At 45.3% G+C, this 26302-nt stretch carries 24 protein-coding genes; 20 read left to right on the top strand and 4 right to left on the bottom strand.

The window, feature by feature from the left end:
- Window positions 1–71 precede the first annotated feature (71 nt).
- On the top strand, window positions 72–2384 hold the full coding sequence (locus tag B9N86_RS16260; protein WP_208914214.1) for a type IA DNA topoisomerase: 2313 nt from the start codon (window positions 72–74) through the stop codon (window positions 2382–2384).
- Window positions 2385–2510: 126 nt separating this feature from the next.
- Here B9N86_RS16260 and B9N86_RS16255 read toward each other — a convergent pair whose 3' ends face one another.
- Entirely contained in the window at window positions 2511–3257 is a 747-nt protein-coding gene (locus B9N86_RS16255) for an HAD family hydrolase (protein ID WP_208914213.1), read from the bottom strand.
- Between the two features lie 82 nt (window positions 3258–3339).
- Window positions 3340–4260: an ArsR/SmtB family transcription factor gene (locus tag B9N86_RS16250; protein ID WP_208914212.1), complete on the bottom strand. Its 921-nt coding sequence runs from the start codon at window positions 4258–4260 to the stop codon at window positions 3340–3342.
- 127 nt (window positions 4261–4387) lie between these two features.
- Here B9N86_RS16250 and B9N86_RS16245 point away from each other — a divergent pair, with 127 nt between their 5' ends.
- The 6 genes from B9N86_RS16245 to B9N86_RS16220 all read left to right on the top strand — a co-directional run bounded on the left by B9N86_RS16245 (window position 4388) and on the right by B9N86_RS16220 (window position 10644).
- Window positions 4388–5563 carry an MFS transporter gene (locus tag B9N86_RS16245; protein ID WP_208914211.1) on the top strand — a complete coding sequence of 392 codons (1176 nt, stop codon included), beginning with the start codon at window positions 4388–4390 and terminating at the stop codon, window positions 5561–5563.
- 83 nt (window positions 5564–5646) lie between these two features.
- A complete protein-coding gene (locus B9N86_RS16240; RefSeq protein ID WP_208914210.1) occupies window positions 5647–6366 on the top strand; it encodes a phosphonate ABC transporter ATP-binding protein in 720 nt (239 codons plus the stop codon).
- A gap of 235 nt (window positions 6367–6601) precedes the next feature.
- On the top strand, window positions 6602–7909 hold the full coding sequence (locus tag B9N86_RS16235) for a hypothetical protein (RefSeq protein ID WP_244562725.1): 1308 nt from the start codon (window positions 6602–6604) through the stop codon (window positions 7907–7909).
- A 3-nt stretch (window positions 7910–7912) separates the two neighbouring features.
- Window positions 7913–8611, top strand: a complete 699-nt coding sequence (locus B9N86_RS16230; RefSeq protein WP_208914209.1) for a response regulator transcription factor — start codon at window positions 7913–7915, stop codon at window positions 8609–8611.
- Window positions 8608–10074, top strand: coding sequence for a sensor histidine kinase (locus tag B9N86_RS16225; RefSeq protein WP_208914208.1), 1467 nt, complete (start codon window positions 8608–8610; stop codon window positions 10072–10074). The genes B9N86_RS16230 and B9N86_RS16225 overlap by 4 nt, the downstream gene beginning before the upstream one ends.
- Before the next feature lie 30 nt (window positions 10075–10104).
- Window positions 10105–10644: a GNAT family N-acetyltransferase gene (locus B9N86_RS16220; RefSeq protein ID WP_208914207.1), complete on the top strand. Its 540-nt coding sequence runs from the start codon at window positions 10105–10107 to the stop codon at window positions 10642–10644.
- A gap of 63 nt (window positions 10645–10707) precedes the next feature.
- Here B9N86_RS16220 and B9N86_RS16215 read toward each other — a convergent pair whose 3' ends face one another.
- Window positions 10708–11922, bottom strand: coding sequence for a glucose-1-phosphate adenylyltransferase (locus B9N86_RS16215; protein WP_208914206.1), 1215 nt, complete (start codon window positions 11920–11922; stop codon window positions 10708–10710).
- 186 nt (window positions 11923–12108) lie between these two features.
- Between B9N86_RS16215 and glgB the strand changes: the two genes are divergently transcribed.
- The 5 genes from glgB to B9N86_RS16190 all read left to right on the top strand — a co-directional run bounded on the left by glgB (window position 12109) and on the right by B9N86_RS16190 (window position 19227).
- On the top strand, window positions 12109–14154 hold the full coding sequence (gene glgB, locus B9N86_RS16210; RefSeq protein WP_208914205.1) for a 1,4-alpha-glucan branching protein GlgB: 2046 nt from the start codon (window positions 12109–12111) through the stop codon (window positions 14152–14154).
- The gene (gene glgA / locus B9N86_RS16205; RefSeq protein WP_208914204.1) at window positions 14151–15581 is read left to right on the top strand and encodes a glycogen synthase GlgA; all 1431 of its coding nucleotides are present in this window, start codon (window positions 14151–14153) and stop codon (window positions 15579–15581) included. The genes glgB and glgA overlap by 4 nt, the downstream gene beginning before the upstream one ends.
- A gap of 619 nt (window positions 15582–16200) precedes the next feature.
- Entirely contained in the window at window positions 16201–17649 is a 1449-nt protein-coding gene (locus tag B9N86_RS16200) for an ABC transporter substrate-binding protein/permease (RefSeq protein WP_208914203.1), read from the top strand.
- A complete protein-coding gene (locus B9N86_RS16195) occupies window positions 17636–18358 on the top strand; it encodes an amino acid ABC transporter ATP-binding protein (protein ID WP_208914202.1) in 723 nt (240 codons plus the stop codon). The genes B9N86_RS16200 and B9N86_RS16195 overlap by 14 nt, the downstream gene beginning before the upstream one ends.
- Before the next feature lie 155 nt (window positions 18359–18513).
- On the top strand, window positions 18514–19227 hold the full coding sequence (locus B9N86_RS16190; protein WP_244562724.1) for a 3D domain-containing protein: 714 nt from the start codon (window positions 18514–18516) through the stop codon (window positions 19225–19227).
- A gap of 141 nt (window positions 19228–19368) precedes the next feature.
- Here the strand turns inward: B9N86_RS16190 and B9N86_RS16185 are convergent, their stop codons facing one another.
- Window positions 19369–20226, bottom strand: coding sequence for a polysaccharide deacetylase family protein (locus B9N86_RS16185; protein ID WP_244562723.1), 858 nt, complete (start codon window positions 20224–20226; stop codon window positions 19369–19371).
- Between the two features lie 150 nt (window positions 20227–20376).
- On the opposite strand from B9N86_RS16185, the gene B9N86_RS16180 reads away from it, so the two are divergent.
- The 8 genes from B9N86_RS16180 (at window position 20377) to B9N86_RS16145 (ending at window position 26240) form a co-directional block, all read left to right on the top strand.
- The gene (locus B9N86_RS16180; protein ID WP_208920435.1) at window positions 20377–21402 is read left to right on the top strand and encodes an NADH:flavin oxidoreductase/NADH oxidase; all 1026 of its coding nucleotides are present in this window, start codon (window positions 20377–20379) and stop codon (window positions 21400–21402) included.
- A 216-nt stretch (window positions 21403–21618) separates the two neighbouring features.
- Entirely contained in the window at window positions 21619–22314 is a 696-nt protein-coding gene (locus tag B9N86_RS16175) for a dihydroorotate dehydrogenase electron transfer subunit (RefSeq protein WP_208914201.1), read from the top strand.
- Window positions 22307–23239 carry a dihydroorotate dehydrogenase gene (locus B9N86_RS16170; protein WP_208914200.1) on the top strand — a complete coding sequence of 311 codons (933 nt, stop codon included), beginning with the start codon at window positions 22307–22309 and terminating at the stop codon, window positions 23237–23239. Before B9N86_RS16175 ends, B9N86_RS16170 begins: the two co-directional genes overlap by 8 nt.
- A gap of 36 nt (window positions 23240–23275) precedes the next feature.
- Complete coding sequence (gene lpdD / locus B9N86_RS16165) at window positions 23276–23632, top strand: prenylated flavin chaperone LpdD (RefSeq protein WP_208914199.1); 357 nt, start codon at window positions 23276–23278, stop codon at window positions 23630–23632.
- Between the two features lie 114 nt (window positions 23633–23746).
- Entirely contained in the window at window positions 23747–24421 is a 675-nt protein-coding gene (locus B9N86_RS16160) for a PspA/IM30 family protein (protein WP_208914198.1), read from the top strand.
- A 119-nt stretch (window positions 24422–24540) separates the two neighbouring features.
- A complete protein-coding gene (locus B9N86_RS16155; protein ID WP_208914197.1) occupies window positions 24541–24945 on the top strand; it encodes a DUF350 domain-containing protein in 405 nt (134 codons plus the stop codon).
- Between the two features lie 31 nt (window positions 24946–24976).
- A complete protein-coding gene (locus B9N86_RS16150; protein ID WP_208914196.1) occupies window positions 24977–25483 on the top strand; it encodes a DUF4178 domain-containing protein in 507 nt (168 codons plus the stop codon).
- Between the two features lie 10 nt (window positions 25484–25493).
- On the top strand, window positions 25494–26240 hold the full coding sequence (locus tag B9N86_RS16145) for a DUF4247 domain-containing protein (RefSeq protein WP_208914195.1): 747 nt from the start codon (window positions 25494–25496) through the stop codon (window positions 26238–26240).
- Window positions 26241–26302: the final 62 nt, after the last annotated feature.

The raw sequence follows: 26302 nt of genomic DNA, 5'->3' as shown, positions 1-26302 counted from the left end.
GGAGTCCATCCGGAAAACAAGTAACTTATATGGTTATTTCGTTCTTGGACGAATCGGGGAGGAGAGGTTACGTGAAGACGCTGGTCATTGCCGAAAAACCGGACATGGGGCGAAATATCGCTGCAGTGATCGAACCTCGGGCCAAAAATAACCGGTCCTACTTAGAAGGAGAGCAGTACATCATTACTTGGGCGATAGGTCATCTGGTCGGCCTTGCGGAGCCGGATGCTTACGATCCGAAATACAAGCGCTGGAACATTCGGGATCTGCCCATCATACCGGAACAATTCAGAATTGTTCCGAATCCGAAGACCAAGGATCAGCTCAAAGTTATTGGAGATCTTGCCAAGCGCTGTGATCATATAGTGAATGCCTGCGATGCGGGGAGAGAAGGACAGTACATTTTTGCGTTAATCCAGCAGCAACTGGGGCTTCATCAGCCGGTGAAACGGCTCTGGATATCAGATTTGACAGCCGAGAGCATCAAGCAGGGGTTCGCCCAATTGAAGGATGGTTCTGAATTTGAATCATTAACGCTCGCGGCAAGGGCTCGCAGTGAAGCAGACTGGCTCATCGGAATGAATGCATCAAGGGCATTTACGACACGTCATCAGACGCTGTTGTCGGTTGGCCGTGTCCAGACCCCTGTGCTTGCTCTGATCTATGACCGCCAGAAAGAAATAGAGGCGTTTGAGTCGCAAACCTTTTATGATGTTAAAGCTACATTCCGCCAAGATTCACTTGAATACGTTGGGACGTGGCAGGGTGACCGATTGACATCGCAGGAACGATCGGAGGAAATCGCGGCCAAAGTGAAAGGGAAGAACGGTACCATTTCGAAGTATGAGGTTAAGGAGACGAAGGAGCATCCATTTAAACTTTACGACCTAACATTGCTTCAGCGTGAAGCCAATGCGAAGTATGGATATTCCGCAAAAAAGACATTGGATCTCGCACAAGGATTATATGAACGACATAAAGTCATTTCTTATCCTCGTACGAATTCCAACTATGTAAACGAGCAGAACATCGAAGGGATGCATAAGGCACTAAACATGCTCAAATCCACACCATACGGTCCTATGGTGCAAGGAGCGGACCCGAATCGTGTTCATAAAAACAATAAATCTGTATGTAATCCCGAGCGTGTTGAAGATCACCACGCCATTTTGCCGACATTGAAACGGCCTGGAACTCTCAGCAAGGAAGAACAGCATATTTATGATCTGATCATTATCCGTTTCCTCTCCCATTTCTATCCGCCAGCTTTGTACAAGCAGCACACCGTGCTTACAGAGGTGGAAGGTGAGACGTTCAAGACCAATATTAAAGAGCTTCTGTCACTGGGATGGAAAGTGTTGATTCAGCAGGACAAGGACAAGGCCAAGGAGCGCAAGTCCTCCAAATCGAAAAAAGGCAAGGATGATGAGGAGGAGGAATCCCAGGAGTGGAATGACCGTTCATTCGACGTTCTAGCGGACAAGCCCGTCGTGTGTTTGAAGAGTGAAGTGAAGGAAAAGGCGACTCAGCCGCCAAAGAGTTACACGGAAGGTACTTTGCTAAAAGCTATGGAGAGTGCCGGCAAGAGTATGGAGGATGAAGAGCTGCGTGACGCGATGAAAGACAGCGGCCTCGGTACTCCGGCTACACGAGCAGCAACGATCGAAAGATTGAAAAAGGTCGGCTATATCACGATGCAGGGCAAAAAGATTACTGTGACGCAAAAAGGAAGAACGGCAGTAGAGTTGATCCGTCATGCAGGCGTTGAGCTGCTGGCTTCTCCCGAAATGACGGGACAATGGGAGCGGCGGCTGCATCAAATATCGAAGGGTGAAGCTTCTGCTGATGTATTTATGAAAAACGTGCAGAAGTTTACCGTTTCTATTATTGATAAGGTATCTACCCAGCGTCCTGCACCTCCATCAATGTTCGGTGACAGTGAAGATGGCAAAGGGAAGGGTAACCAAAGCTCCAAGCGTAGTCGTTCGACTTCAGAGACGGGTAAGACAGCCTTTGCAACAGCAAGAAGTACGGGAGAACCTAAATCAAACGGAGACCCTGGTGCGAGTCAGGCAGCGTCCTCTGGTGTGCGTGTTCCTCTCGGTGATTGTCCTACTGCAGGCTGTGGCGGACAAATTATCGAAGGGCGTAAAGGTTATGGATGCTCTCATTTCAAAAGTGGTTGCAAATTCGTGATTTGGAAAGAATTTGCAGGTAAAAGCATCTCACATGCAATGCTGAAATCTCTTCTCACGAGCGGAAAGACCCAGCTACTGACGTTTAAAGACAAGAGCGGGGGGGCTTTTAAAGCTCGAATTGCATTAAATAAATCTGGCAGCGGTCAATTAACCGTCCAACGTGAGAGCACAAGCGCAGCAACTTGATCGATGTATTATTACTAGCAGGGCAGGCCATGGAGTCATTCCATGACCTGCTTTTTAAGGTGTTCAATAAACAAAAAAAGGCTGCCTCTGCCATAGACTGTAGGCAGGGGCAACCTCTATCTTTTCCTAGGAATTGGTTATAGCATTATCGGCAATAATCTCCGGAACTTCAGTCAAGGCCGATACGGTAAAAAGAACATTATGCGGCTCATGCTTCAATTCCACCAGATTGTAGTGCCATTCGCGCTGCTGCTTGATATAGATGCTATTTATCCCAGCTGTTAGAGCTGGAACAACGTCTGTTCTTAAGGAGTTACCTATCATCCAGGTTAAAGGGCGGTTGAATTGTCCGGTAGATAGGATTTCTTCCAGCGCTCTCACATTTTTGTGCTGGCGGATGTAGATTCTGTCCTCGAAGAAGTCAGCAAGTTTCATCTGTTCAATCTTACGTTTCTGAATTCGGGTCTCGCCACCTGTGTATAAGTACAGTCGATGCCCCTCATTCTGCAACGTATCCAGCGTTTCCACCATGCCGGGATAGGCTTCAACCTCCTGATCGTAGACACTCAGGCCGAGCTTGAACAGCTCTTCTTCTTCATGTAGTACAGGCGTTTTATGATGAAGCTTACAGAAGAACTGGTAAGTGTCGATCAAAGATTGTGGAAAATTGGCGCTCGCAAATCCAAGCTTGTCTACTCCGGCAACATCGATTTCCATCTGTTTGGTTCTAATTTGTTCGGTTGTCACGCCATACTCCTGAAACCAGGTTGTCATCAACTCGAAAAATTCGCCAAGAATCAAATCAAAGTATTTGTTGCAGTGAATCAACGTGTCATCCATATCAAATATGATATGCTGTCCATCTTTGCTCATTTTTCGCACTCCTTTATCCACTTGCTTCTCTGTATAGTGTCTCTCTATAAATAACCTTTGTTACCAAGTAAGGTTTACTTCGTCAAGATAATCTGAGGTACGACTCAAAAAACATTTGAAGCTCTGCTGCCCCGTCAGGACGAAGGCTGAAACGTTCAGTCTGATCACCAGCATTCACATGCGAGCGGAGCAGGCCCGCTGCCCTTAGTATTAGCAGATGATGCATAAGTGTATCGTAGGGCTGATTCAAATTTGTTGCGATGTCGTTTACCGTTTTGGGTTCATTCGCCACATAACGAAGTAATCTTAGACGTTCCGGGTCAGCTAGCGCCTCTGTCATTCTTAACAAGACAACCGGTGGATCATCCTCATTTTCTTCAGGAATGTCAACAGGATACTGAATCAGAAGAATATTGTCGTAAAAACAGTACGTATTAATCGGCCGGAAATGAACACCGGGAAAGAGCAGGATGGAATCCACAGGTATGTCGTCCAGGATGACACCGCCAGTGGCATATTCAATAAGCCCTTCAGGTTCCATCTTGAGAAGGAGTATTGATTTTTCCTGAGCATCTTCACAAATTAAAGGTTCTAACTCGGGTTCTATGTCCGCAAAATAATATTCGTACCACAAGCGGAGCAGCGGCGGGTAGTCTGTCTTAACACGTACAAGATGCTCCATGGTGAGTGACGGCATGTAAGGTAGCAACCGGGGATATAGATCATCCGGCGCAGTATTCCCGATCCAGTCGATAAAAGAAGTAATATCCGTATCCTGTTCACGCAAAATGGCTAAAGCATAGAGAACATCATAATCTAAAAAAGGCCAGTTGTATGCCTTGCCGAGTTCCGTACGGAACTCTTGAGGGAGACGGGTATCCATATCCGTAATTAAATGTGTGCCGATATCCAGATTGTCGGTCCATTTTCTCGTTACATAGATCATAAAGCTGCCTAGCAACTCGAAAACCACGGAAACGTCTATGCTTACTTTGTACTTCATGAAACCGGTACCCTCCCGAAATAATGACATTGTTTTTATTATGGCTTGTATGGATCAGGGTTGTCCACTATAATGTTCACTTGGCAATTTATTTGTTGTTCATATTTAAGAGGGGGATTAGACAATCGTGTCAGACACAGTTCAGGCCCGTCAAGGGAGAATTCATTATTTTATATTAATTTCGGTTATTGTAGCCGCAGGACTCAGCCAAGGTTTGCTGCTTCCTGTGCTCGCGATATTTTTGGAGCGAATGGGGGTTTCTTCGTCTGTAAACGGACTGAACGCAGCCGCTCTATATGCCGGCTCCTTCGCCATGACGCTTGTAGCGGAAAGAATGCTAGGTTGGGTGGGATTCAAGAAGCTCATCATCGCTGGTCTGGTATTGGTTATGCTCTCTTTGCTGGCGTTCCCATTGTTTCCAAGTGTGGCTCTATGGTTTGTACTCCGGATCATGGTTGGTGTCGGGGATAGCGCACTCCATTATGCAGCACAATTATGGGTACTTATGATGTCCACGCCGCAGAACCGCGGTCGCAGCATATCATTTTACGGCATGTCCTATGGGCTTGGATTCAGTATAGGGCCGCTGGGAATAATACTGTTGAAATACGGGGAAGCTGTTCCCTTTATCATACTCGCCATATTGTTTCTGTTTGTACTGCTTGTGGTGATCTTCAAGCTGCCGAATGTTAAACCGGAGCGGCAGTCGGCTAGCGAGACCTATATGCCTGGGCGGTATAGAAGAAGCTATCAATTAGCATGGTATGCTCTCATACCCGCATTTTTATACGGGTATATGGAAGCTGGGATTAACAGCAATTTCCCGGTGTACGGTCTCCGTAGTGGATTCACAATTGAACAAATATCGTCATTGCTGCCGTTTATCGGAATTGGAGGACTCATTCTGCAGCTTCCGCTTGGTATTTGGAGTGACCGGTTCGGCCGCAAAAGGGTGTTGACGGTGGCTGGAATTCTGGGGGGAATCTGTTTTATACTTATTCCCGTTGCAGGGACAAGCTACTGGCCGGTGCTAATCTTACTCACATTGGCTGGAGGTCTTGTCGGTTCTTTCTTCTCACTTGGACTCGCCTATGCGGCTGATATCCTTCCGAGAGCTTTGCTGCCTGCTGCAAACGTTGTTGCATCCTTTCATTTTAATATAGGAAGCATTGTGGGACCGAATATCGGTGGCTCATTGATTGAAACAGGTTGGAATGCAGGTATGTTTATTCTCCTTGGCGGAATATATATTATATTTGCTTGCACGAGTCTCTTCTTCAAACAGAAGGCAATACCTGAATAAGAACACTTGTTCTCATGGCAATTATTTTCGCTTTCTTCTAAACTAGAGTATAGGAAAAGACACTCGACGGGAGAGAGACGAACATGATAAAAGTGGATCGCCTGATGAAGAGAGTAAATACTGAGAAGAACCCGGTGTTGAACGACATAAGCTTTCAAATGGAAAAAGGGGAAATGATCGGTCTTATCGGTGGGAGCGGGAGCGGAAAAAGTCTGCTGATGAGCTGTTTGGCCCTCCGTGAAAAATGGGACGGCGGACGTTTTTTGATTGATGGGGATGACATGCTTAAACCCGGCGGTAAGAAGAAGGTACGCCGTGAATGGGCTTATCTAGAGCAGAATCCGACACTGAACATGAACCGGAAGGCGCTCAAAAACGTCCTCATCGGCCAATCCAGTCAAACTCCATTGTGGCGTATGGCCACTGGAATGGTGCGTTCCGACGATTATATGGGTGCGATGGATACAATTGAACACCTCGGATTACTGGATAAAGCGCACCGCAAAGCCAGTGAGCTGAGCGGCGGCGAACGGCAACGTATTGCAATTGCCAGAGCGCTAGTTCATGGTGCCAAAGTTATATTAGCGGACGAGCCGGTGATGGGCTTGGACCCAAAGTCAGCTGAGCATGTACTGCAAACGCTGAAAAGTCTGTGTGAGGAAGAACGATTGACCGTCATCGCAGTCATTCCGCTTGAACTTGCGGAACGATATTGTTCCCGCATCATGGGGCTGGCAGGAGGACAAATTGTGGTAGATGTTACTGGACGGCGATTGACGCACGGGGAAAAGAGCAGAATATAACAGAGTTATACTAGCCTATAAGTGCGTGTTCAAAAAGGTTGGTTTTCAGCACCGAGAAGGTTGGATGAAGCTAGGGCCTGAGGAGCGGAGCGTACGTTTTGGGTACGTGAGCACCGGAAGGACCGGTTAAATTCAAGATTCGATGCCGAGCCCACTTCCTGATTCACTTCGTGATCAAAAGCGGACTTTTTGAACAACCTCTATAAGGCGATTGAAATAGAAAGAGTTGATACTGTTGAAACCAAGATTAATGAAGGCAGCCGTATCCGGGCTGCTAATACTGCTTCTCGCTGGCTGCAGTTTTATTAGTGATCCTGTATCACTCATGACCACGCCGGATCTTCCGGCAGATAAAGCAACATTGATGGGGGCAATCAATTCGCAAAAACCGGAGAATAGCAATATTATCCGGCCGAGAAGTGATTCTGGTCCTAGTTCCATTCGTGTTGAAGACTTAAATAATGACGGGATTATGGAAGCCGTTGTCTTTTATAAAACACCCAATGAGGAAGTGCAAATCCATGGCATGATTTTGCAGCAGCAGGGCAATACATGGGTTAAGAAACTGGATTTTGACGGTGAAGGTACCATGCTAGAATCCTTTGATCTGATTGATATTACGAATAATGGTACAGTGGATATAGTTGCCGGGTTTTCTCGTGGGGAGGAAGATCTCCAGAATGGACTTGTCGTATATACTTTTTCAGGTGATTCCTTAGAGAAAGTGCTTCAACTGCCGTATACGCATTTTGAAGTGACAGACTTGAATGGAGACGGAATTAAGGAATTGACCGTGGTTTCTTTACAGAAGTACGAATTGTCATTTATAACAACTTCTCAGTTTGATAAAGAGACGAATAGTTTTAAAGAATTAGCGAAGTTGGATCTGGGACAAAATGTTGAGAAATATTACAATATTGTCTCAGGAGAAGTGGCTAAGGGGAAAGAAGGTATCATATTGGATACCGCCATTGTCTCCAACTCTTCCACATCGAAGCTGATTGTGATGGAAGATGGTGTTCTGATTGATGTCATGAAAGAAGACGGTGCTTATAAAGAGCTTCCGGTTGACAGTCAGGATATTAATGGTGACGGAATTCTAGAAATTGGACTTATTGAAAATCCCATAGGCTGGGATAACAATAAACTAGATGAGATTCCTTATTTTCAGTCCTACTATCAATGGGACGGAAAAACACATATGGCGGATGAGAAGAAAGGTTTAAAATTCGTCATGCAGAGATATCAAGACACGGAAAACCAATTCTATCTAACCTTCCCGCCCGAGTGGCATAATAAAGTGACCGTCCATCCGGACTCGGATAAAAGTCGATACTTGAATTTTATTATGGTGGATAGTGGAAAGACGGTGGCTGAGGTGAAATTCTTCTCACTGCCTGAGTGGGAAAGAGCAAAAGATGAATGGAAAGTGCTAGTTCGCAAGAACGACCAGGTGATTGGCTATAAAGGGGAGCTCAAGCTAATTAAGAATGAGAAAAAGAACTATAGTGATGTGGCTCCTATTGAAAGAAAGGGGAATTAGACATTGAGTAAAGTACTCATATTAGAAGATGAAGAATCTATCCGCAGTTTTATCGTAATTAACTTGAAACGTAATGGTTTTGACGTACTGGAAGCCGGCGACGGACATGAAGCACTGCATCTACTGCAGACCGTTCCTGACATCGACATTGCGCTGCTTGATGTCATGGTTCCTGGAATAGACGGTTTTGAGGTTTGTCGTCGGATTCGGGAGACGAACGAACGCATCGGTATTATTTTTCTCACGGCAAAGGTTCAGGAGCAGGATAAGGTATATGCGCTATCTGTCGGGGCTGATGATCACGTCAGCAAACCATTCAGTCCAACCGAACTAATCGCACGGCTGCAATCGTTGCTGCGGCGTGTGAATGTGCAGCGTGCAGGCGCGGCGAAGGTTTCGTTTCAGTCGGGGCCTTTTACGTTGGATTTAATTTCGAAGCTATTCAAGAAGAATGGCAAGGCTGTTGAATTGACACCAACAGAGTTCTCTCTGGTCCAATTCTTCCTGGAAAAAGAAAACACGCCGCTCAGCCGCGATGTTCTGTTGGACCACGTGTGGGGCAAGGAATATATGGGCGATCCCAAAATCGTCGATGTAAACATCCGCCGTCTTCGTCAAAAAATTGAAAATAATCCTTCCGAGCCTGAATTCCTGCAAACGGTATGGGGTCACGGCTATAAATGGAAGGGTCAGGGCCAATGATCAAAAAGGGTATCCGGCGACAGATCGTATTACACTACTTTCTTGTTGTGTTTATGGCGCTGCTGCTGGTAGAGATTATTTTTTTAGTGGCAATACGAACATACTATTACGATAGTGTTTACAGTCATATAGCAACACATATCGACGTTGCTGATGATTATTATCAGAAATACCGTCTAAACGATGATGATACGGCACAACTTACGGAGATCATGTCCTATTTCGAGTTGACGGGTACGGAGCTTCAACTGTTAACCCCTTCTGGTCAAGTATTGATCAGTTCCAACAATTTCGATACAGATATGACGATCAAAACGAGTGATGTTACCCAGGCATTGGCGGGGGATACGAGTCGTTGGGTTGGCAAGCAGCAGGGGACAGGTCAAATGATAATGGCTGTGTCCCGCGCATTACAAAATAGCGGAGAGAATCAGTTTGTGCTCCGCTACAGTACATCACTCGACAAGATTAATGACAAGCTTCTCAATTTGACACTTGTCGCGATTTTAATTGGAGCTGCGGTTCTTGCCACAGTGCTTGCTTTTAGTATCGGTCTAGCTAACTCGATCGTGAAGCCACTGAATAACATTCGCGCGGTATCGGCCCAAATGGCAAAAGGCCGGTTCGACGTCCGGATCAAAGGGAACTACAAATACGAGATTGGTGAACTGGGTTCCACGCTTAATTATATGGCCCAGGAGATTGTCCGTAGTAACCAGGTTAAGGATGATTTTATTTCCTCCATTTCTCATGAGCTTCGAACGCCGTTAACCAGCATCAAAGGCTGGAGTGAGACGTTAATCTCAGGAGGATATGACCCGGATGAGACGAAAATCGGGATGCAGATTATTACAAAAGAGACCGATCGGCTTATTGGTCTGGTTGAGGAAATCCTTGACTTTTCCAAGCTGCAACATAACGAGATGAAGATGGTAATGGGTATTGTCAGCCTACGGGAGCTGCTTCAAGAAATTATGCTTAACTTGTGGGCCAAAGCGGAGAAAAAGGGAGTACAAATCAAGCTGGAATCGGAAGAAAAACCTATGATATATGGGGATGCCAACCGGTTGAAGCAGGTTTTCCTGAACTTGGTGGACAATGCAATCAAGTTTTCGCATGAGAATGGCACAATTCTTCTCTCGATCGATATGGAAGACAAGTTCGTAACTGTAACTGTTCGAGACTACGGCATCGGAATCAGCGAGGAGCATATCCAGCGCGTAAAAGACCGATTCTTTCAAGTTAATCATGTGAATGGAGGCACTGGACTTGGCCTTGCCATCACACAGCAGCTCGTTGAGCTTCATCATGGGACGATAGACTTGGAAAGTGAGCTGGAGAAGGGAACAACCGTGAAGGTGAAATTGCCACTCCCTGAAGGGAAAATTCCGATGGCAGGTGGTTTTTCTGACGGGGAAGAAGAGCCCAAGGAATTACCGCAGGATCATTCAGATATCAAGTAACAGACGGTATGGAGAGAGGGGAAGGCCTCTATGGGATTTAAAGTTCTTGAACGTTTTGAGACGGTGCAGGGAACGTTTGAATTAGGTCTTGCTGAATCGGAGCATAAGGAAGAACTGCTGTGCATTCTTCGCTCAACGGCAGAGCAGATGGTGAAGGAAGGTCTGAATCAATGGACGCCATCACTATTTACGTCGGCGTTACTGGATGAATACCTGACGGAAAGAGAAGTGTTTCTTCTGCGATTTGACGACAAGCCTGCCGGTATGTTTACATTACAAGAGAGCGACCCTTCATACTGGGGAAAGAGGAATGACACCCGTTTCGGATACTTGCATCGTCTTGCGGTCCTCCCTGTGTATCGAGGTTTGAATCTCGGCACGACGATGATCCGATTTGGAGAAGAGCGTGTACGGAAGCAGGGAAAGATTGGACTTCGGCTTGACTGTGTTTCCCATCTGGAGAGATTGAATCAATTCTACCAACGTCAAGGGTATCAGTTTGTTGACAAGCAGAACATGGGTACACGTAAAGTCCATCTGTACGAAAAATATTTATCATCTGAGAAATAAACATACACTTCTTTACACACAAAAAAGCGATCCGCAGATGTCGGATCGCTTTTTTGAAAAGAATCAAGATGAGGAAACATTAGCACGCAGTCGCCCTTTTTCATAAACATCCTGCAGTAAGCGAGATGGTTGTGTACGTACTGTAGGCTTTGGCATAACAGTTTCGTAAGGGCCAACCACTTCCACCTTGCCTGGAGCCCCTTTAACAATGGCTCCGTCCTTGATGATCGCCCCTTCGCCTATAATGGCATGCTCAACATGTGCACCCTTGCCGATTTTGACATTCGGCATCACTACACTGTCTTTGACTGAAGAAAGCTTGCCGATTTCTGCTCCACAGAATATAACAGAACGTTTTGCTCTACCTTCGAAAGTACAAGTATCATGGATGAGGCTGTCACTGTTTTCAATGGAACGCATGCGACGTGCGGCCAGCTTTGTACGCCAAGAACGGGTGTACATCGGCCAATCCTGTTGTTCCAGTATCAGGTCTGTTTGATTCAATACATCCATATGTGCTTCCCAAAGGCTTTCCACCGTACCTACATCACGCCAGTATCCCTGAAAACGGAAGGCATGCAGGAAGTCGTTGCCTGACAGCATTTTAGGGATGACGTCTTTCCCGAAGTCATGACTCGAGTTCGGGTCATCGGCATCCTCCATCAGGTGCTGCTTCAGATAATTCCAGCGGAATAAGTATATTCCCATTGATGCCAGATTGCTTTTAGGATGTTCAGGCTTCTCCGCAAACTCGGTAATTTTTAGGTTATCATCCACATTCATTACACCGAAGCGGCTTGCTTCCTCCCAAGGAACTTCCATTACGGAAATCGTAGCCGCTGCACCTTGATGGATGTGAGCATTCAACATTTCCCTATAATTCATATGATATATATGGTCACCAGATAAAACGAGCACATGCTCCGGATTTTGGCGATCAATGTACTCCATGTTTTTGAAAATGGCATCTGCCGTACCCAGATATTCGCTTTGACTGGTATTGTATGAAGGAAGTAGGGCAATGCCGTTGTCATCGGAATGGGTAAGTCCCCAAGGATCTCCTTCACCAATGTGCTCATGAAGTGATTCTGCTTCATACTGTGTAAGTACACCTACAGTATCGATTCCCGAATTAGCACAATTGCTGAGAGGAAAATCGATAATACGGTAATGACCGCCAAATGGAACGGCGGGTTTAGCCAGCTTAGACGTTAAAGGAGCCAATCTTTTACCTTCTCCTCCCGCCAGCAGCATAGCGATACATTCTTTTCTCTTCATTACGTTTCCCTCCCAAATATTTTCAGCGTAGTACTTACATAAACGGTTATTGCGGGGTCTGAAACGATTATATTGAAATGTTATTTTGAAAATTACATTTTTATTTTTCAAACATCATTTTTTATTTTCAAGATGGTTAGAATGGGGTAATAGCCTTTTATTGTATACTTAAAGAAGGTGATAATTATGACAGGTCAACAGTTTTGGGAAGGAAACATAAGTCCGGAAAATTTGTACTTGTTTCATGAAGGGAACTTGTATCACAGCTACCGGTTCATGGGAGCTCATCCCGCCAAGGAGAACGGTGAGGAAGGAGTGCGTTTCACCGTGTGGGCCCCTAACGCGAGACATGTTGGTCTGGCTGGGGATTGGAACGGTTGGGACGGCTCAAAAGATTCATTATTTAAGATACCCGAAATCGGCATTTGGAGTCGGTTTTTCCCGGGGATAACGGCTGGAACTTTTTACAAATACCACATCACAGGACCTTATGGAGAAACCTTCCTGAAGGCAGATCCGTATGCTTTTCATGCGGAGGTTAGACCGGCAACCGCTTCTGTAGTAACGGATTTGTCTGGCTACCGCTGGAATGATGGTGCTTGGAAACGAAAATCTAAAGCTCCGTATCAGAAACCGATGAACATTTACGAAATGCATTTTGGCACGTGGCGCCAAAAGGAAGACGGCAGCTTTTACAAGTACAGGGAAATGGCGGATATCCTTATTCCATATTTGCTGAAGATGAGTTATACCCATGTGGAATTTATGCCGCTTGCTGAGCATCCTTATGATTTGTCGTGGGGCTATCAAGGGACGGGTTTTTTTGCCTTGACCAGCCGATATGGCTCACCTCATGATTTCATGTATTTAGTGGATCGGCTTCATCAGTCCGGCATCGGCGTTTTGCTCGATTGGGTGCCTGCTCATTTTGCCAAAGATGCGCACGGTCTTAGGCAGTTTGATGGCACACCGCTGTATGAATATAGCGATCTGCAAAAGGCTGAAAAGCCGGGTTGGGGAACACTGTCCTTCGATTATTCCAAACCGGAGGTTACTTCATTCCTGATCTCTAACGCCATCTTTTGGATGGAGATGTATCATATCGACGGATTGCGGGTAGATGCGGTAACGAGCATGATCCGGCTTGATTTTGAAAAAAAAGAAAACCAATACAGCCTTAATGAGCAAGGCGGGCTGGAGAATCTGGAAGCCATATCTTTTCTTCAAGATTTAAACAAAACGGTATTCGAATATTATCCAAACGCTTTGATGATGGCGGAAGAATCAAGTGCATGGCCGGGAGTAACGGCTTCGGTGCACACCGGAGGACTTGGCTTTAACTACAAGTGGAACATGGGCTGGATGAATGACACACTTTCTTACATAAAAGAAGACTTTGGGGCACGTCCTTCAAAACATAATCTATTAACATTCCCGATTTGCTATGCTTATTCCGAAAATTTCACACTTCCTTTATCCCACGATGAAGTCGTGCATGGAAAGAAATCATTACTGAGTAAAATGCCAGGCAGCTATGAGCAAAAATTCGCCGGTTTACGCGTACTACTTGGGTATCTGATGACGCAGCCGGGAAAAAAGCTTCTGTTTATGGGTGGAGAGTTCGGTCAGTTCATCGAATGGAAGGATCAGGAGCAACTGGATTGGCTGTTGTTGGATTATGAAGCTCACCATAAAATGCTTGCATATACAGCAGCCCTAAACCGGATGTATGCCGAACAAAAAGCACTGTGGGAAATCGATCACAGTATGGAAGGCTTTCAGTGGATCTGTGCTCATGATGAGAGCCAGAGCGTAGCATCTTATATGCGTATAGGGAAAAAACCAGGAGACACACTCATCGTAGTTATCAATTTTCAACTCCAGCATCATGAACGATACCGGATTGGAATGCCAAGAGCGGGGCAGTATGAGGAGATCTTTAATTCTGATCTGATGGAATTCGGTGGAGAAGGCAGGGCCAACAGAGATGATTTGAAAACGGAAAAGAAGCCATGGCATGACCAGCTTCAGAGTCTGGAAATCATCTTACCTCCGTTAAGTATGGTTGTCCTAAAAAAGAAACCGCCGCGTTTACGTAAAAATATCAAGTCAGAACGTTTACCATCTGTTGATGCGGGCGAAATGTCAGTTGTTGATACAACAGAAAGCATTACGGAACAACTAGCAGCGATGCCAACGAAAAGAAGTAAAAGGGGGAAGAGAGAAGAATGAAATTGTTATTCGCAGCCGCAGAATGTGTTCCTTTTATCAAAACCGGCGGTTTGGCTGATGTCATCGGCGCGTTGCCCAAAGCACTGCAGCGTGCAGGAGCAGACATTCGGGTGGTGCTGCCGAAGTACAAAAGCATTCCTGAAGACTTCCGTAAACGTATGGAGCATATTGGTGAAACCCGGGTCCAGATCGGCTGGAGACAGCAGTACTGCGGGGTAGAGAGATTAGTTGAAGATGGGGTAACCGTTTATTTTATCGATAATGAGTACTATTTTGGCAGGGATGGAATTTATGGTTATATGGACGATGGGGAACGATTTTCGTTTCTAAATCGAGCTGTATTGGACATATTACCGCTGATTGATTTTCAGCCGGACGTCATTCATTGCCATGATTGGCATACAGGAATGATTCCGCTTCTTCTAGAAGGAAACTATCGCCATGAGCCATTTTACAGCGGGATTCGCACCGTATTTACGATTCATAATCTTTTGTACCAAGGAGTATTTCCTTACGATGTTCTTGTTGACGTACTTGGGATCCACAGCAGGTACTTTACCTCTGAGGGTGTTGAATACTATGGCAATGTAAACTTCCTAAAAGCCGGAATCGTGTACGCTGATCATGTTACAACGGTTAGTCCGACGTACGCCCGGGAAATCCAGACTGCTTATTACGGTTATGGGTTGGATGGCCTTCTGGCATCACAGGGCGATCGTTTAAGCGGAATTGTGAACGGTATTGATACGAAAAGCTACAATCCGTCGAGTGACCAACATATTGCTGTCAAATACCGCAGTAACCTGAGCAAAAAGATGCAAAATAAAACGGAGCTCCAGCAGGAATTGAATTTGCCTGTTGCTCCGCAAGTGCCAATGATGGCGATGGTCACGCGTCTCGTCGACTCTAAAGGATTGGATCTCGTTATACGAATACTGGATGAACTGCTCTATTATACCGATATTCAGTTTGTACTGCTCGGGACAGGAGATCCTTCGTATGAGCATTGGTTCCGTGAAGCCGCCATCCGTTACCCGAATAAGATGTCGGACCAAATCCGGTTTAATGAGCCGCTGTCACGCCGACTGTATGCAGCCAGTGATCTATTCCTGATGCCGTCTAAGTTCGAACCTTGCGGGATTAGTCAATTAATTGCTCTTCGCTACGGCAGCATCCCAATCGTAAGGGAGACGGGGGGGCTGAATGATACGGTTCATTCCTATAACGAGATAACCCGTGAGGGCAACGGCTTTACCTTTGCGAATTATAATGCTCATGACATGATGAACACGATCAAACGCGCCATTTCGTTTTATAGTCAGCCAGAGCATTGGAGACAGGTGACCAAGAACGCGTTGTCCGGTGATTACAGCTGGCAAGTGTCAGCCCAGCAGTATATGGATATCTATCATAAAATTACAGATTAATGATGCTGCTATTTTACAGCAGCAAGTTAATGTTAAAGTTAATACACAGCAAAAAGGCAGTCGATTTTTATCGGCCTGCCTTTTTTTGTATAGGGCATATCACGGGAAGAGGTTATGAAGCTCACACCATCTCTGGTGTTCAGTCCACTAAAAAACCGACCGTGTTGCCGGTTCGGTTGAGCAGGATAAGGTTCGGGTATACTTCCCCCATACAGATGAAGTGATTATCGTAAGTTTGGCCAATCTCGGAAATGCATTGAACTCACATAAAAATGCAACTGTAGTTCTCGGGGTTTCAGACAGGTAAAGGTAATTAAAAGCGTTTTGGATATAAAGAATAGGGTTATTTATGTAAAATAAAGGATAAATTGATATCTGTTTATTATCTTATGCTAGGTGTTTTAATTGTCTCATCGAAGAATGGTTTCAGGTTCATGGAATGGACACCTCTCCGTTATAAATTGACCAATGTCTTATAACAGAAGGGCTGGAAAGCTGGTTGAGGAAAGTCAATATACTGAAAATGAATGAAAGAGCATTGCATAATCATGCATCCTGTTTTATAATGACTCAATCGCGAACAATTTGATGAATGTAGATAAGGGGAGATTTAAGGGTCATGAGAAAAAAAATAACGACTTGGATGCTTCTCTGCATGGTTGTACTGCTGTCCTTCGGTAGTATTGCCAGTGCGGAAGCAGAGAAGAAGACGGTTATCCTCGGTACTAGCGCCGATTATATGCCGTATGAATTCCATAAAACGATTGATGGTGTGGACACCATCGTCGGATTCGATATTGAGATTGCAAAAGAGATCGCCAAGGATATGGGCGCTGAGCTTGTAATCAAGGATGCTTCTTTTGATGCATTGCTGCCTGAGTTGACGAGCGGACGGATTGATTTTGTTATCTCGGGTATGAATCCGACAGAAGAACGCAGAAAGAGCATTGATTTCTCCATCCCGTATTATGAAGCAAATCAGGCTATTATCGTTCGCAAGGGTGAAGAATCCAAGTATAACACAGTTGAAAGTTTGGAAGGTGCACGTTTTGGTGTTCAGAAATCGTCCATTCAGGAGCGGATTGCTGAGAGTATTCCGAATTCGAACGTAGTTTCATTAGATAAAATACCGGATCTGCTGCTTCAGTTGGAAACGGAACGGGTCGATGTGGTCATTGCCGAATACCCAATCGCCAAAGCTAACATGAACGAAGAGACGATGGTTATTACGGATGCCAAGCCGACAAGCGAGAATGATGAATATGCTGTTGGTGTCAGAAAGGGTAATGAGGAGCTTCTAAAGAGCATTAATGCCACATTGGAGCGTCTTATAAAGGACGACCAAGTTCAAAAATTCGTCGATGAAGCAGGCGATCTTGCGGCTGGACGGGTAAGTGAAAAAGAACAGCTTAACACGTTCGAATTTTTCTGGAAATATCGTGACTACTACTTAAAAGGTATACAATATACATTGCTCATTTCGGCACTGGGCGTTTTATTCGGTTTTTTACTAGGCTTGGTCATCGCATTGATGCGGATGTCAGGAAATTCCATATTTAAATTTATCGCAACTGCCTATATTGAGATTATGCGGGGCACACCGATGCTTGTGCAATTGTTCCTAATTCATTACAGTTTGCCAGCATTTGATATTAAATTTACACCGATACAATCCGGTATTTTGGCTCTTTCTCTGAATAGCGCTGCTTACCTGGCTGAAATTTTCCGTGCAGGGATTCAAGGGGTTGATCGAGGCCAGTTGGAAGCGGCACGTTCACTCGGTATGACTAAAAAGAAAGCAATGCGCCACATCATTTTGCCACAAGCTTTAAAAGGAGTACTACCTGCGATTGGTAATGAATTTATCGTTATTATTAAGGAATCGTCCATCGTTTCGTTTATCGGAGTAATGGACATTATGTACCAGGCGCAAATTTTGCGCGGCAGCACATTCGCAGCGCTGAATCCATTGCTCGTTGCTGCAGTGATTTACTTTATTATGACATTCGTTCTTTCGAAGCTTCTGGGTGTCTTGGAAAGGAAGTTGAGCGCTAGTGATAACCGTTAAGGATCTTCATAAATCATTTGGCAAGTTGGATATTCTGAAAGGAATCGACGTGGAAATCGCCAAAGGCGAGGTTGTCGTTGTTATTGGACCGAGCGGCTCCGGCAAAAGTACATTTCTGCGTTGTCTGAATCTGCTGGAACAGCCGACCAGCGGCGAAATATCTTTCGAAGGTGAGAAGATCACCAAGAAGAACCATAATATCAATGCTACCCGTGAAAAAATGGGCATGGTATTCCAGCAGTTTAATTTATTTCCTCATAAGAGTGTTCTGAATAACATCACACTGGCTCCTGTACAGGTGAAGGGGACTTCGGCTCAGGAAGCGGGAAAGATTGCGGAGGAGCTTTTGAAATCGGTTGGACTACTGGATAAGAAGGATGCTTATCCTTCTCAACTGTCTGGGGGTCAAAAGCAGCGGATTGCGATAGCACGCGCTTTGGCAATGCAGCCTCATGTGATGCTTTTTGACGAACCCACTTCGGCTCTCGATCCGGAAATGGTTGGTGAGGTGCTGGAAGTTATGAAGAAGCTAGCTGTTGGAGGGATGACGATGGTTATCGTGACTCATGAAATGGGGTTTGCCCGCGAGGTTGGCGATCGTATCTTGTTCATGGATGGTGGGAAAATCGTCGAGGAAGGAACACCTGAGCAGATCTTTACCAACCCGCAGCATTCGCGGACGCAAGAGTTTTTAAGCAAGGTTTTGTAATCTTTTTTAAGTTCGATTCAATGCTTATAACAGCGGTTCTGGTGCCTATATTGGCCTTCCAGAGCTGCTTTTTTTGTTTATTCCAGCATTTTCATGAAGAAAAGGTTACAAAGTTGTGATATATTCGTAATCGTTAAACAAGGGAGGCATCCAGAATGATACAGAATATGAAATGGTGGCATAAGAAAAACGACCGGAATGAAACCGGAACGAAAGGAAAGACGGTAAAGCTGCTAACTGCCGCGGTATTGGCATTGGGATTAACGTTCGGGGCAACAACGGTTCCTGCAGAAGCAGCAACGACTCATGTTGCAAAGCAGGGGGATACATATTATTTTCTTGCCAAAAGGTATGGTGTGAATTTAAACAAGCTTATGCAAGCAAATCCAAATATAAAGGCTAAAAACATTTATCCGGGACTCAAGATTAAAATCCCGGCAGCACCGACTATGAAAGCAGCAAGTGTTCCAGCAGCAAGCGTTATGGTTCCAAATTTGAATGTGAATGCTAGCAGCAAAGTGGTAGAAGCTTGGGGCAAAACGTTTAACTACAGCAAAACGGCATCAATGAAAGCAACGGCCTATTCATCTGCTGCGAGCGAGAATGGAAAATGGGGAGCTGTGGACTATTTCGGAAATCCTTTGAAACTGGGCACGATTGCTGTGGATCCGAAAGTCATCCCGCTTGGTACGAAGGTGCTTGTCACCGGACATTCTCATTCAGGACTGCCAAATAAGGCGTTTGTGGCAGTGGCCAGAGATATTGGCGGAGCAATCAAAGGGAATCGAGTAGATATTTTTATTCCAGGTTCTCAAAAATCAGTTAGCCAATTTGGTATTCAAAATGTGAAATTATATTTTATTAAATAATTTACAAGGTATAGGAAAAACGGCGGTGGGCTGAGCGTTCAGCTTTAACCGCCGTCTTTTTTTAGAGATAAGAAAGTATCGCAAGAAAAACTACAGTTAAGTGCGGTCTGTCTTCTTTGCGATGCGTCGATAGACGTTTTATTATTGTATACCTTCGGAAACACCTAGCATCTCAGGCAGGGTAACGAATGAATAGCCTTTTTTCTTCAATTCTGCTATCACCTCAGGCAGTGCTTCAATGCTCCCTGTCAGATCAGAACCCACTCCACCGCCAGCATGTTGAAGAATGATCGCACCAGGTCCAGCAGCTGACAATATATTATGTCTTACTTCATCTTTGCTCAAGCCTTTCCAATCCAGCGAGTCCACGTTCCAATTCACTATCTTATAATTGTTCTTCCGGGCCCAACGGAGCTGTTCCTCGTTGATTTCTCCATAGGGAGGGCGGATGAGACGGGGCTTTATCCCTGTGATCGACTTTAAAATACGGTTGGTGCGCTCGACTTGGTCTCGGAATTGATCGAGCGTGAGCTTGTTGAACTGCGCATGATTGTACGAATGGTTACCTATGGCATGTCCTTCCCGCCGAATACGGGCTACGATTTGCGGGTGTTTTTTTGATCTGGTGCCAACAGCAAAAAAAGTCGCCTTTACTCCCTCCTTTTTGAGCACATCCAGAACCTGAGGAGTGAAGCGGGGATCTGGAACATCGTCAAAGGTTAGGGCGACTTGCTTTACGTGCGGGCCTCTGGTCCGAAACGTATTCGGATATTTTTTCATTAACTCGCTAAGGGAAAGAGGTGAGGATAAACTTTGGCGCTCTTTCCGTTTGGTATCTTCCTGTTGAACGGTGTCAGATATTACTGAAGAATGGACAGGGCTCTTTAAAAAGGAGTCTGTAAACCGCATAACGGCGTTAACAGCTGCTGAAGACTCCATACGAGGGAGCATCAGTGTGATTAATATCAAACCCCATATTCGGGTGTGGTTTAACATCATTCAACGCCTCCTTTTTCTTTTTATTGGTATGCCCGTCTGTATCCTAATTTATCCTTAATTCACATATGATAAACGTTTTTTGGTTTTGTAACGTTAAGGTGTATAATAGCCATTGGGTAATATCATATGAGTACGGAAGGAATGAGATCGTTGGCTGACTTATTTACACCTTACAATTTTAAAAACCTGACGCTTAAGAACCGAATAGTGATGCCTCCGATGTGTCAATATTCCGTTCAGGCAGAGGATGGAACCCCAAACGATTGGCATTACGTCCATTATGTAAGCCGTGCCGTTGGCGGTACTGGTCTTATTATTGTTGAAATGACTGGCATCCATCCAGATGGCCGCATTTCCAATCAGGATACGGGTCTATGGAGCGATGAGCATATTCCGGCTTACCGGAGAATTGTGGACAGCGTTCATTCGTATGGCACAAAAATCGGTATTCAGCTCGGTCATGCAGGACGCAAAGCCCAGGACGCGGAGCCGTCTGTGGCGCCTTCCGCAATCGCTTTCAGTTCCCGCTACAAAATGCCGCGTGCCCTTACAGGCAATGAAATCGAAGAGCTTATCCAAGCATATAAGGAAGGTGCGCGCCGGTCAGTGGAAGCTGGTTTTGATACGATAGAAATTCATGGGGCACATGGATACCTTATTCATCAGTTTCATTCTCCTCTTACGAATCAACGTGATGATGAATATGGACAGGATTATGCTTTATTTGGCGAACGGGTAGTTAAGGCTGTTAAGGAAGTGCTGCCTGAAGGTATGCCCCTGCTGATGCGTGTTTCCGCTAAGGAATATGTCGACGGGGGATATGACGTAGAATACTGCGCAAAGATAAGTGAGCGGTATAAAGATGCAGGTGTCGATATTTTTCACATTACATCCGGCGGCGAGGGCCCGATCGGTTCAGATGGCGGCCCCAAAGCTGAGCCTGCTTATCAAGTGGATCTGGCCAAGGATTTCAAACGACTTCTGCAGGTACCGGTAATCGCAGTCGGACTGCTGGATGATTATGAAGTCGCACAGGACGTTGTATTGTCAGGCCATGCAGATCTGGTTGCCGTCGGAAGAGGAATGCTGCGCGATCCGTATTGGGCATCTCACGCGGCTAAGGCTCTGGATGGTGGGCAAAAGGTTCCAAAACAATACGAACGAGGTTATAAGTGACGTTTAATTTTAATAAGAATGAACTAAAGTCCCGGTGCAACCGGGGCTTTTTTTATAGATCTATATCACAAGAAAAACTATTACTAAATGTGGTCTGGCTTTTTTGAGGTATATCGATAGAAGATTTTGTAATAAAGTATTGTGAAATGTATCACTGACGCCTGGACATTTTCCATGCAAAGTAATTGGGATTAGAAATGTGCAGGAGGTCTTAGGATGGGGACAGTGAAATCTAACAAGATGGTAGCAGATGGGATCGGCCTGCTGGAGGTTGAGAGCAATCAGGGAGGAAAGCCTGGACAGTTCTATATGCTGCGAGCCTGGGATAACTATCCGCTTCTCTCGCGGCCGATAAGTATTTTTGATGTCAGTGACAATCGTATTTCTTTTTTATATCAGGTTGTAGGCGAGGGAACGAGACGGTTCCAGGAGCTCCGAGCAGGTGATGAGCTGCATACCGAGGGTTCGTTTGGGAATGGCTTTCCTGCTGTGAACGGTTCAGTAGCTCTGGTTGGCGGTGGTATTGGAATGGCCCCACTGTACTATATGGCAAAAAACACACCAAATGCAGACGTGTTTCTAGGCTTTAGCCAACAACCATATTTAACCGAAGTGTTTCTTAAAGTAAGCAGATCTCTGCATGTTGAAGTAGGGGGTACCATTCTGAATGGTATTGACTTTAATCAATACGATACGGTGATTGTGTGCGGTCCCCATGGGATGTTGAAGGCAGTACAGGACAAGCATGGAGTGCACGGAAGACATAATCATGTGTTCGTTTCCTTGGAAAATCGGATGGCTTGCGGAATCGGGGCATGTCTCGTATGTAGTGTGAAGTGCAGGGACGGGCGCAAGAAGGCGTGTACGGATGGACCTGTATTCCCCGTGGAGGAGGTTGTTTTTAATGACTGATTTAAGTTGTGTTATTGCAGGTGTTACGTTCAAAAATCCAGTCATGATGGCTTCAGGTACGTTCGGATTTGGACATGAATATTCACAATTTTATCCGATCGATATTTTAGGAGGCATTTGTGGTAAAGGTCTTACTCTTCAACCGAAAGAGGGGAATCCGGGAGTACGTGTATGGGAGACGGCTTCAGGCATGCTCAACAGTGTAGGTTTGGAAAATCCAGGAGTTCACACTTTTCTGGAGCAGGAATGTCCTTACTGGGAAACGCTGGATACGGTTCGTATTGCCAATCTAGGCGGCGGTTGTCTTGAGGATTATATCGAAGGTGCCAGGTTGATACAAACCGATGAGAACAATAGACGTAAACAGGGACGATCAGCCGTAGACATGATTGAGTTGAACATTTCCTGTCCTAATGTTAAAGAAGGCGGGATGGCGTTCGGTATCCAGACAGAGGAAGCACAGAAGGTGGTTCGTGCCGTTCGACGTGAGGTAACCATGCCACTGATCGTAAAGCTGTCTCCAGGAGCAGAACGGCTAACAGAGATGGCTTATATGTGTGAGTTGGAGGGAGCGGATGCGGTTTCTTTAATTAATACCATATCTGCGATGAAGATCGATGTAAGATTAAGAAAAAGTGTATTTCGTCACGGCTATGCCGGACTGTCTGGACCTGCGATCAAGCCGATTGCTCTCCGCATGGTTCATCAGGTTTCACATGCGGTAAATATACCGGTCATTGGTATTGGCGGAATATCTTCAGGTGAAGATATTATGGAGTTTATAATGGCTGGAGCGGCAGCCGTTGAGGTCGGTACAGCCGGCTTTTCCGATCTCCGGGCAGGCGTTAGACTGATCAACGAATTAGAGACATTTATGGCGGCGGAGAAGATATCCCATTTGGATGAAGTTCGAGGAATCGTGTAGATCCCAGAAATGCTGTTGGAATAAGGATGTGAGCATATGACTAAATCGTTTGAGGAAGCTCTAACCTTAGAGGAAATAGAAATAGGGCGTGATACATTAATTATCATTAAGGGCGGTGATGCCCATATTGGTGCAGTTTCAATAGCATATCTTACTTGTCATGATCCCGTTACAATAGATGTTGAAACCACGTCTGTCCCTGGTCACAAAGAGCATCTGTTGTCTGAGAGATTTGCCCGTCACATCGCCATGCAACTGCTGCGGACGGTGACCGTTGTGATAGGTATCCATTTTGACGGTTTGCAAAGGGATGAAATAGATATGATTGTTCGGACTACCGAAAATATGTTGGAGGCTTATTTGGCAGGAAAGATACGTGCTGACTTCGAATAAACTTAAAATTAGTAAACAGAAAAAAATAGTTGTGAAATATTTGAAACGTTCTTTCTGTTGTGACGTAAATAATGAGCATAAGAAAACATTTAAGTTATTGGGAGGCACGAAACCATGTCCATTTTCAAAAGATTACGTGATGTAACGATGTCCAACATTAATGCTATGATCGACAAGGCGGAAGATCCGATCAAAATGACTGACCAATACATTCGGGATATGACCGAAGATCTTGAGGATGCTGAAAAAGCGGTAGCCTCTCAGATTGCCATTGAGAAACGTTTCAAAGCACTGTTCGAGGAACAAAATGCTTTGGTTGAAAAGCGTTCGCAACAAGCTCACACGGCTGCACAAGCGCAAAATATTGATCTTGCACGCCGGGCACTTGAGGAGAAGAAAGCAGCAGAAGCCAAGAGAGACGAGTACAAAGCCAGTTACGATCAGAACAAACTTGCTGCCGATAACCTTCGCAGTAAGCTTGAGGAAATGCGCAAGCAGCTTACAGCGATGAAGAATAAGCGCGAAACCCTTGTAGCTCGTTACAATGCGGCTAAAGCCCAGACTGAAATCAACAAAGCAATGAACGGTTTCAGCTCCGATACCGCTTCTGCCGGTCTGAAGCGTATGGAGGAGAAAATGCTTCAGATGGAAGCACGCGCTGAGGCAAGCAACGAATTGAACAGCAAGGAAAAGTCGCTGGATGAAGAGTTCGAAAGCCTTGGTAAGGATAAGGTCGTAGAAGACGAATTGGCTGCATTGATGAAGCAGTATGAGAATAAAGATCAATAATATCGATTGATATTTACGGTTCAAAAATAGTTAGAAAAGGCGAAGGGGAATAGCGCTTAACATGCGGATTTCACCTTCGCTTTTACATGATCAGTATGTTGAATGTGGAGGCCTTTAGAATGAATTTTGATATGATTTTGGGAATTCTGGTCTGGACCGGTGTTGGCGCGCTTCTACTTTTTGTGCTGATGTTCGTGGACTCACTTTTTACAAAGTATAAAGATCTGGAAGAAGTAAAGGCCGGAAACATGGCGGTTACGACACGGCTTATCATGAAGCTGGTGGCTCAGGGCTACATCTTGTCCGTATCAATTGGAACTTCTGCTCACTTGCTGGAAGCGATTGTCGTATCCATTGTATCCTTTGTTATCCTGCTGATTTTGGAAGCGCTGGCTGAACAGATGCTTAGACTGCTCGGCGGTATTAACTTGGATAAAGGAACTCAAGAGGGCAAGACCGGTTATGGATTGTTTGCAGGCACACTTCATGTGGTAGGAGCATTGATCATTACGGCCTGCCTTTAATCATGCATATCTGCGATAGGAGACTGGAAGAATGAGTGTATGGAAAAGAATTGGTAACATATTTGCGAAACCGGAGCCTCCAAAGGTGGAAAAGAGCATGCTGCAGCTCTCTCCCGGCGACATTTGCGAAGTATCTCTCGTCACATATGAAGTAACGGGGCGTGTTCATAACCGTAGTCGGAATGCGGTTGTATTAACACTTCAAGACGGAAGTAGCATCGCATATCTTCATATCGAAGAGCGGGAAACCGTGCAATATGCTTTATATACACCGATTGACGGCAGGCTTGACGCCCCAGATGAAGTGCCTACGATTATTGAACTTGATGATGGCGTGTATCATCTGGAGGAAGAGTATGGTGGTCATGTAGCGATCACCGGCCGTACGCCTTTCACACAAAGCGGAGAGCAGCATGTGTGGCAGTATCAGTCAGACGATTACCGGCTCGTACGGATTGAATGGCAGAACGGGCGGTTTATGCTCTATGAAGGAGAGAAAGTGATTCCGGGGGATGTAAAAGTCATCCGGGCTACTTAGGAGTGGTAACATGAAACGACGCTCTTTATTATCAATCAAAATTATACTGGTGCTCAGTTTCCTCGTATCGCTGTTGAGCGGTTGCGGAGCACCGCCGGACGTTAAGGCTTCATATCCGCTGGAATCGGTTAACCGGGACGGAAATTTAACTTCCTACGTATATCGTGCAGCTGATAAAAGTGTGCCAGTTGTCGCTGCGGATTTATCTGAAGAGAATAAACCTGACCAAATATCACCTGAAAGCAATGAACGGATGTTTCTCGTATACGGGAATGAATATTATCATCTGCAGCAGGATCCAGAGAAACCGGAAGATACCCTAATTGAGATCGACTCGAAAGAGTATGTTCAGCGCAACTATGATTCCAATTTCCTTCAAGGTTATCTGACAGCTGTACTGATCAGCGATTTGTTTGATTCACTTGGAAGATCTGGTGGAGGGTACAGGGGATACACAAGTAAGGACGTCTATAAACCGAAGGAAGGCAACTATAGAAAGCCTACAGATAATGACAAGAAGGTTGCGCCTCCGCTAACCGTAGATCGCAGCGGAAAGATTTCAAGACGTGGTCAAGGGACAGTTGGCTCAGGTGGAAATATTTTCAAAAAGGAACCATCCGATAAACAGAGTCGTGGTACCATTAAACGTGGCGAAAGCGGGGGTGACGGTGGACTATTTGACTCCCCGAAAAAATCATATAAGAAACCGAAGACAAGATCCGGCTCAGGAAGGATCGGTAGACGGGGACGAAGGTAACAAGAATAAGTTTACTCCGAAGTTTAAACTTTTTAATCTCTAAAGAAAGACGTATGGTGGAA

The sequence above is a fragment of the Paenibacillus uliginis N3/975 genome, assembly GCF_900177425.1.
GTDB lineage: Bacteria > Bacillota > Bacilli > Paenibacillales > Paenibacillaceae > Paenibacillus_AQ > Paenibacillus_AQ uliginis.
Note: the sequence above shows the minus strand (reverse complement) of the source record. Positions and strands in the feature narration are given on the sequence as shown.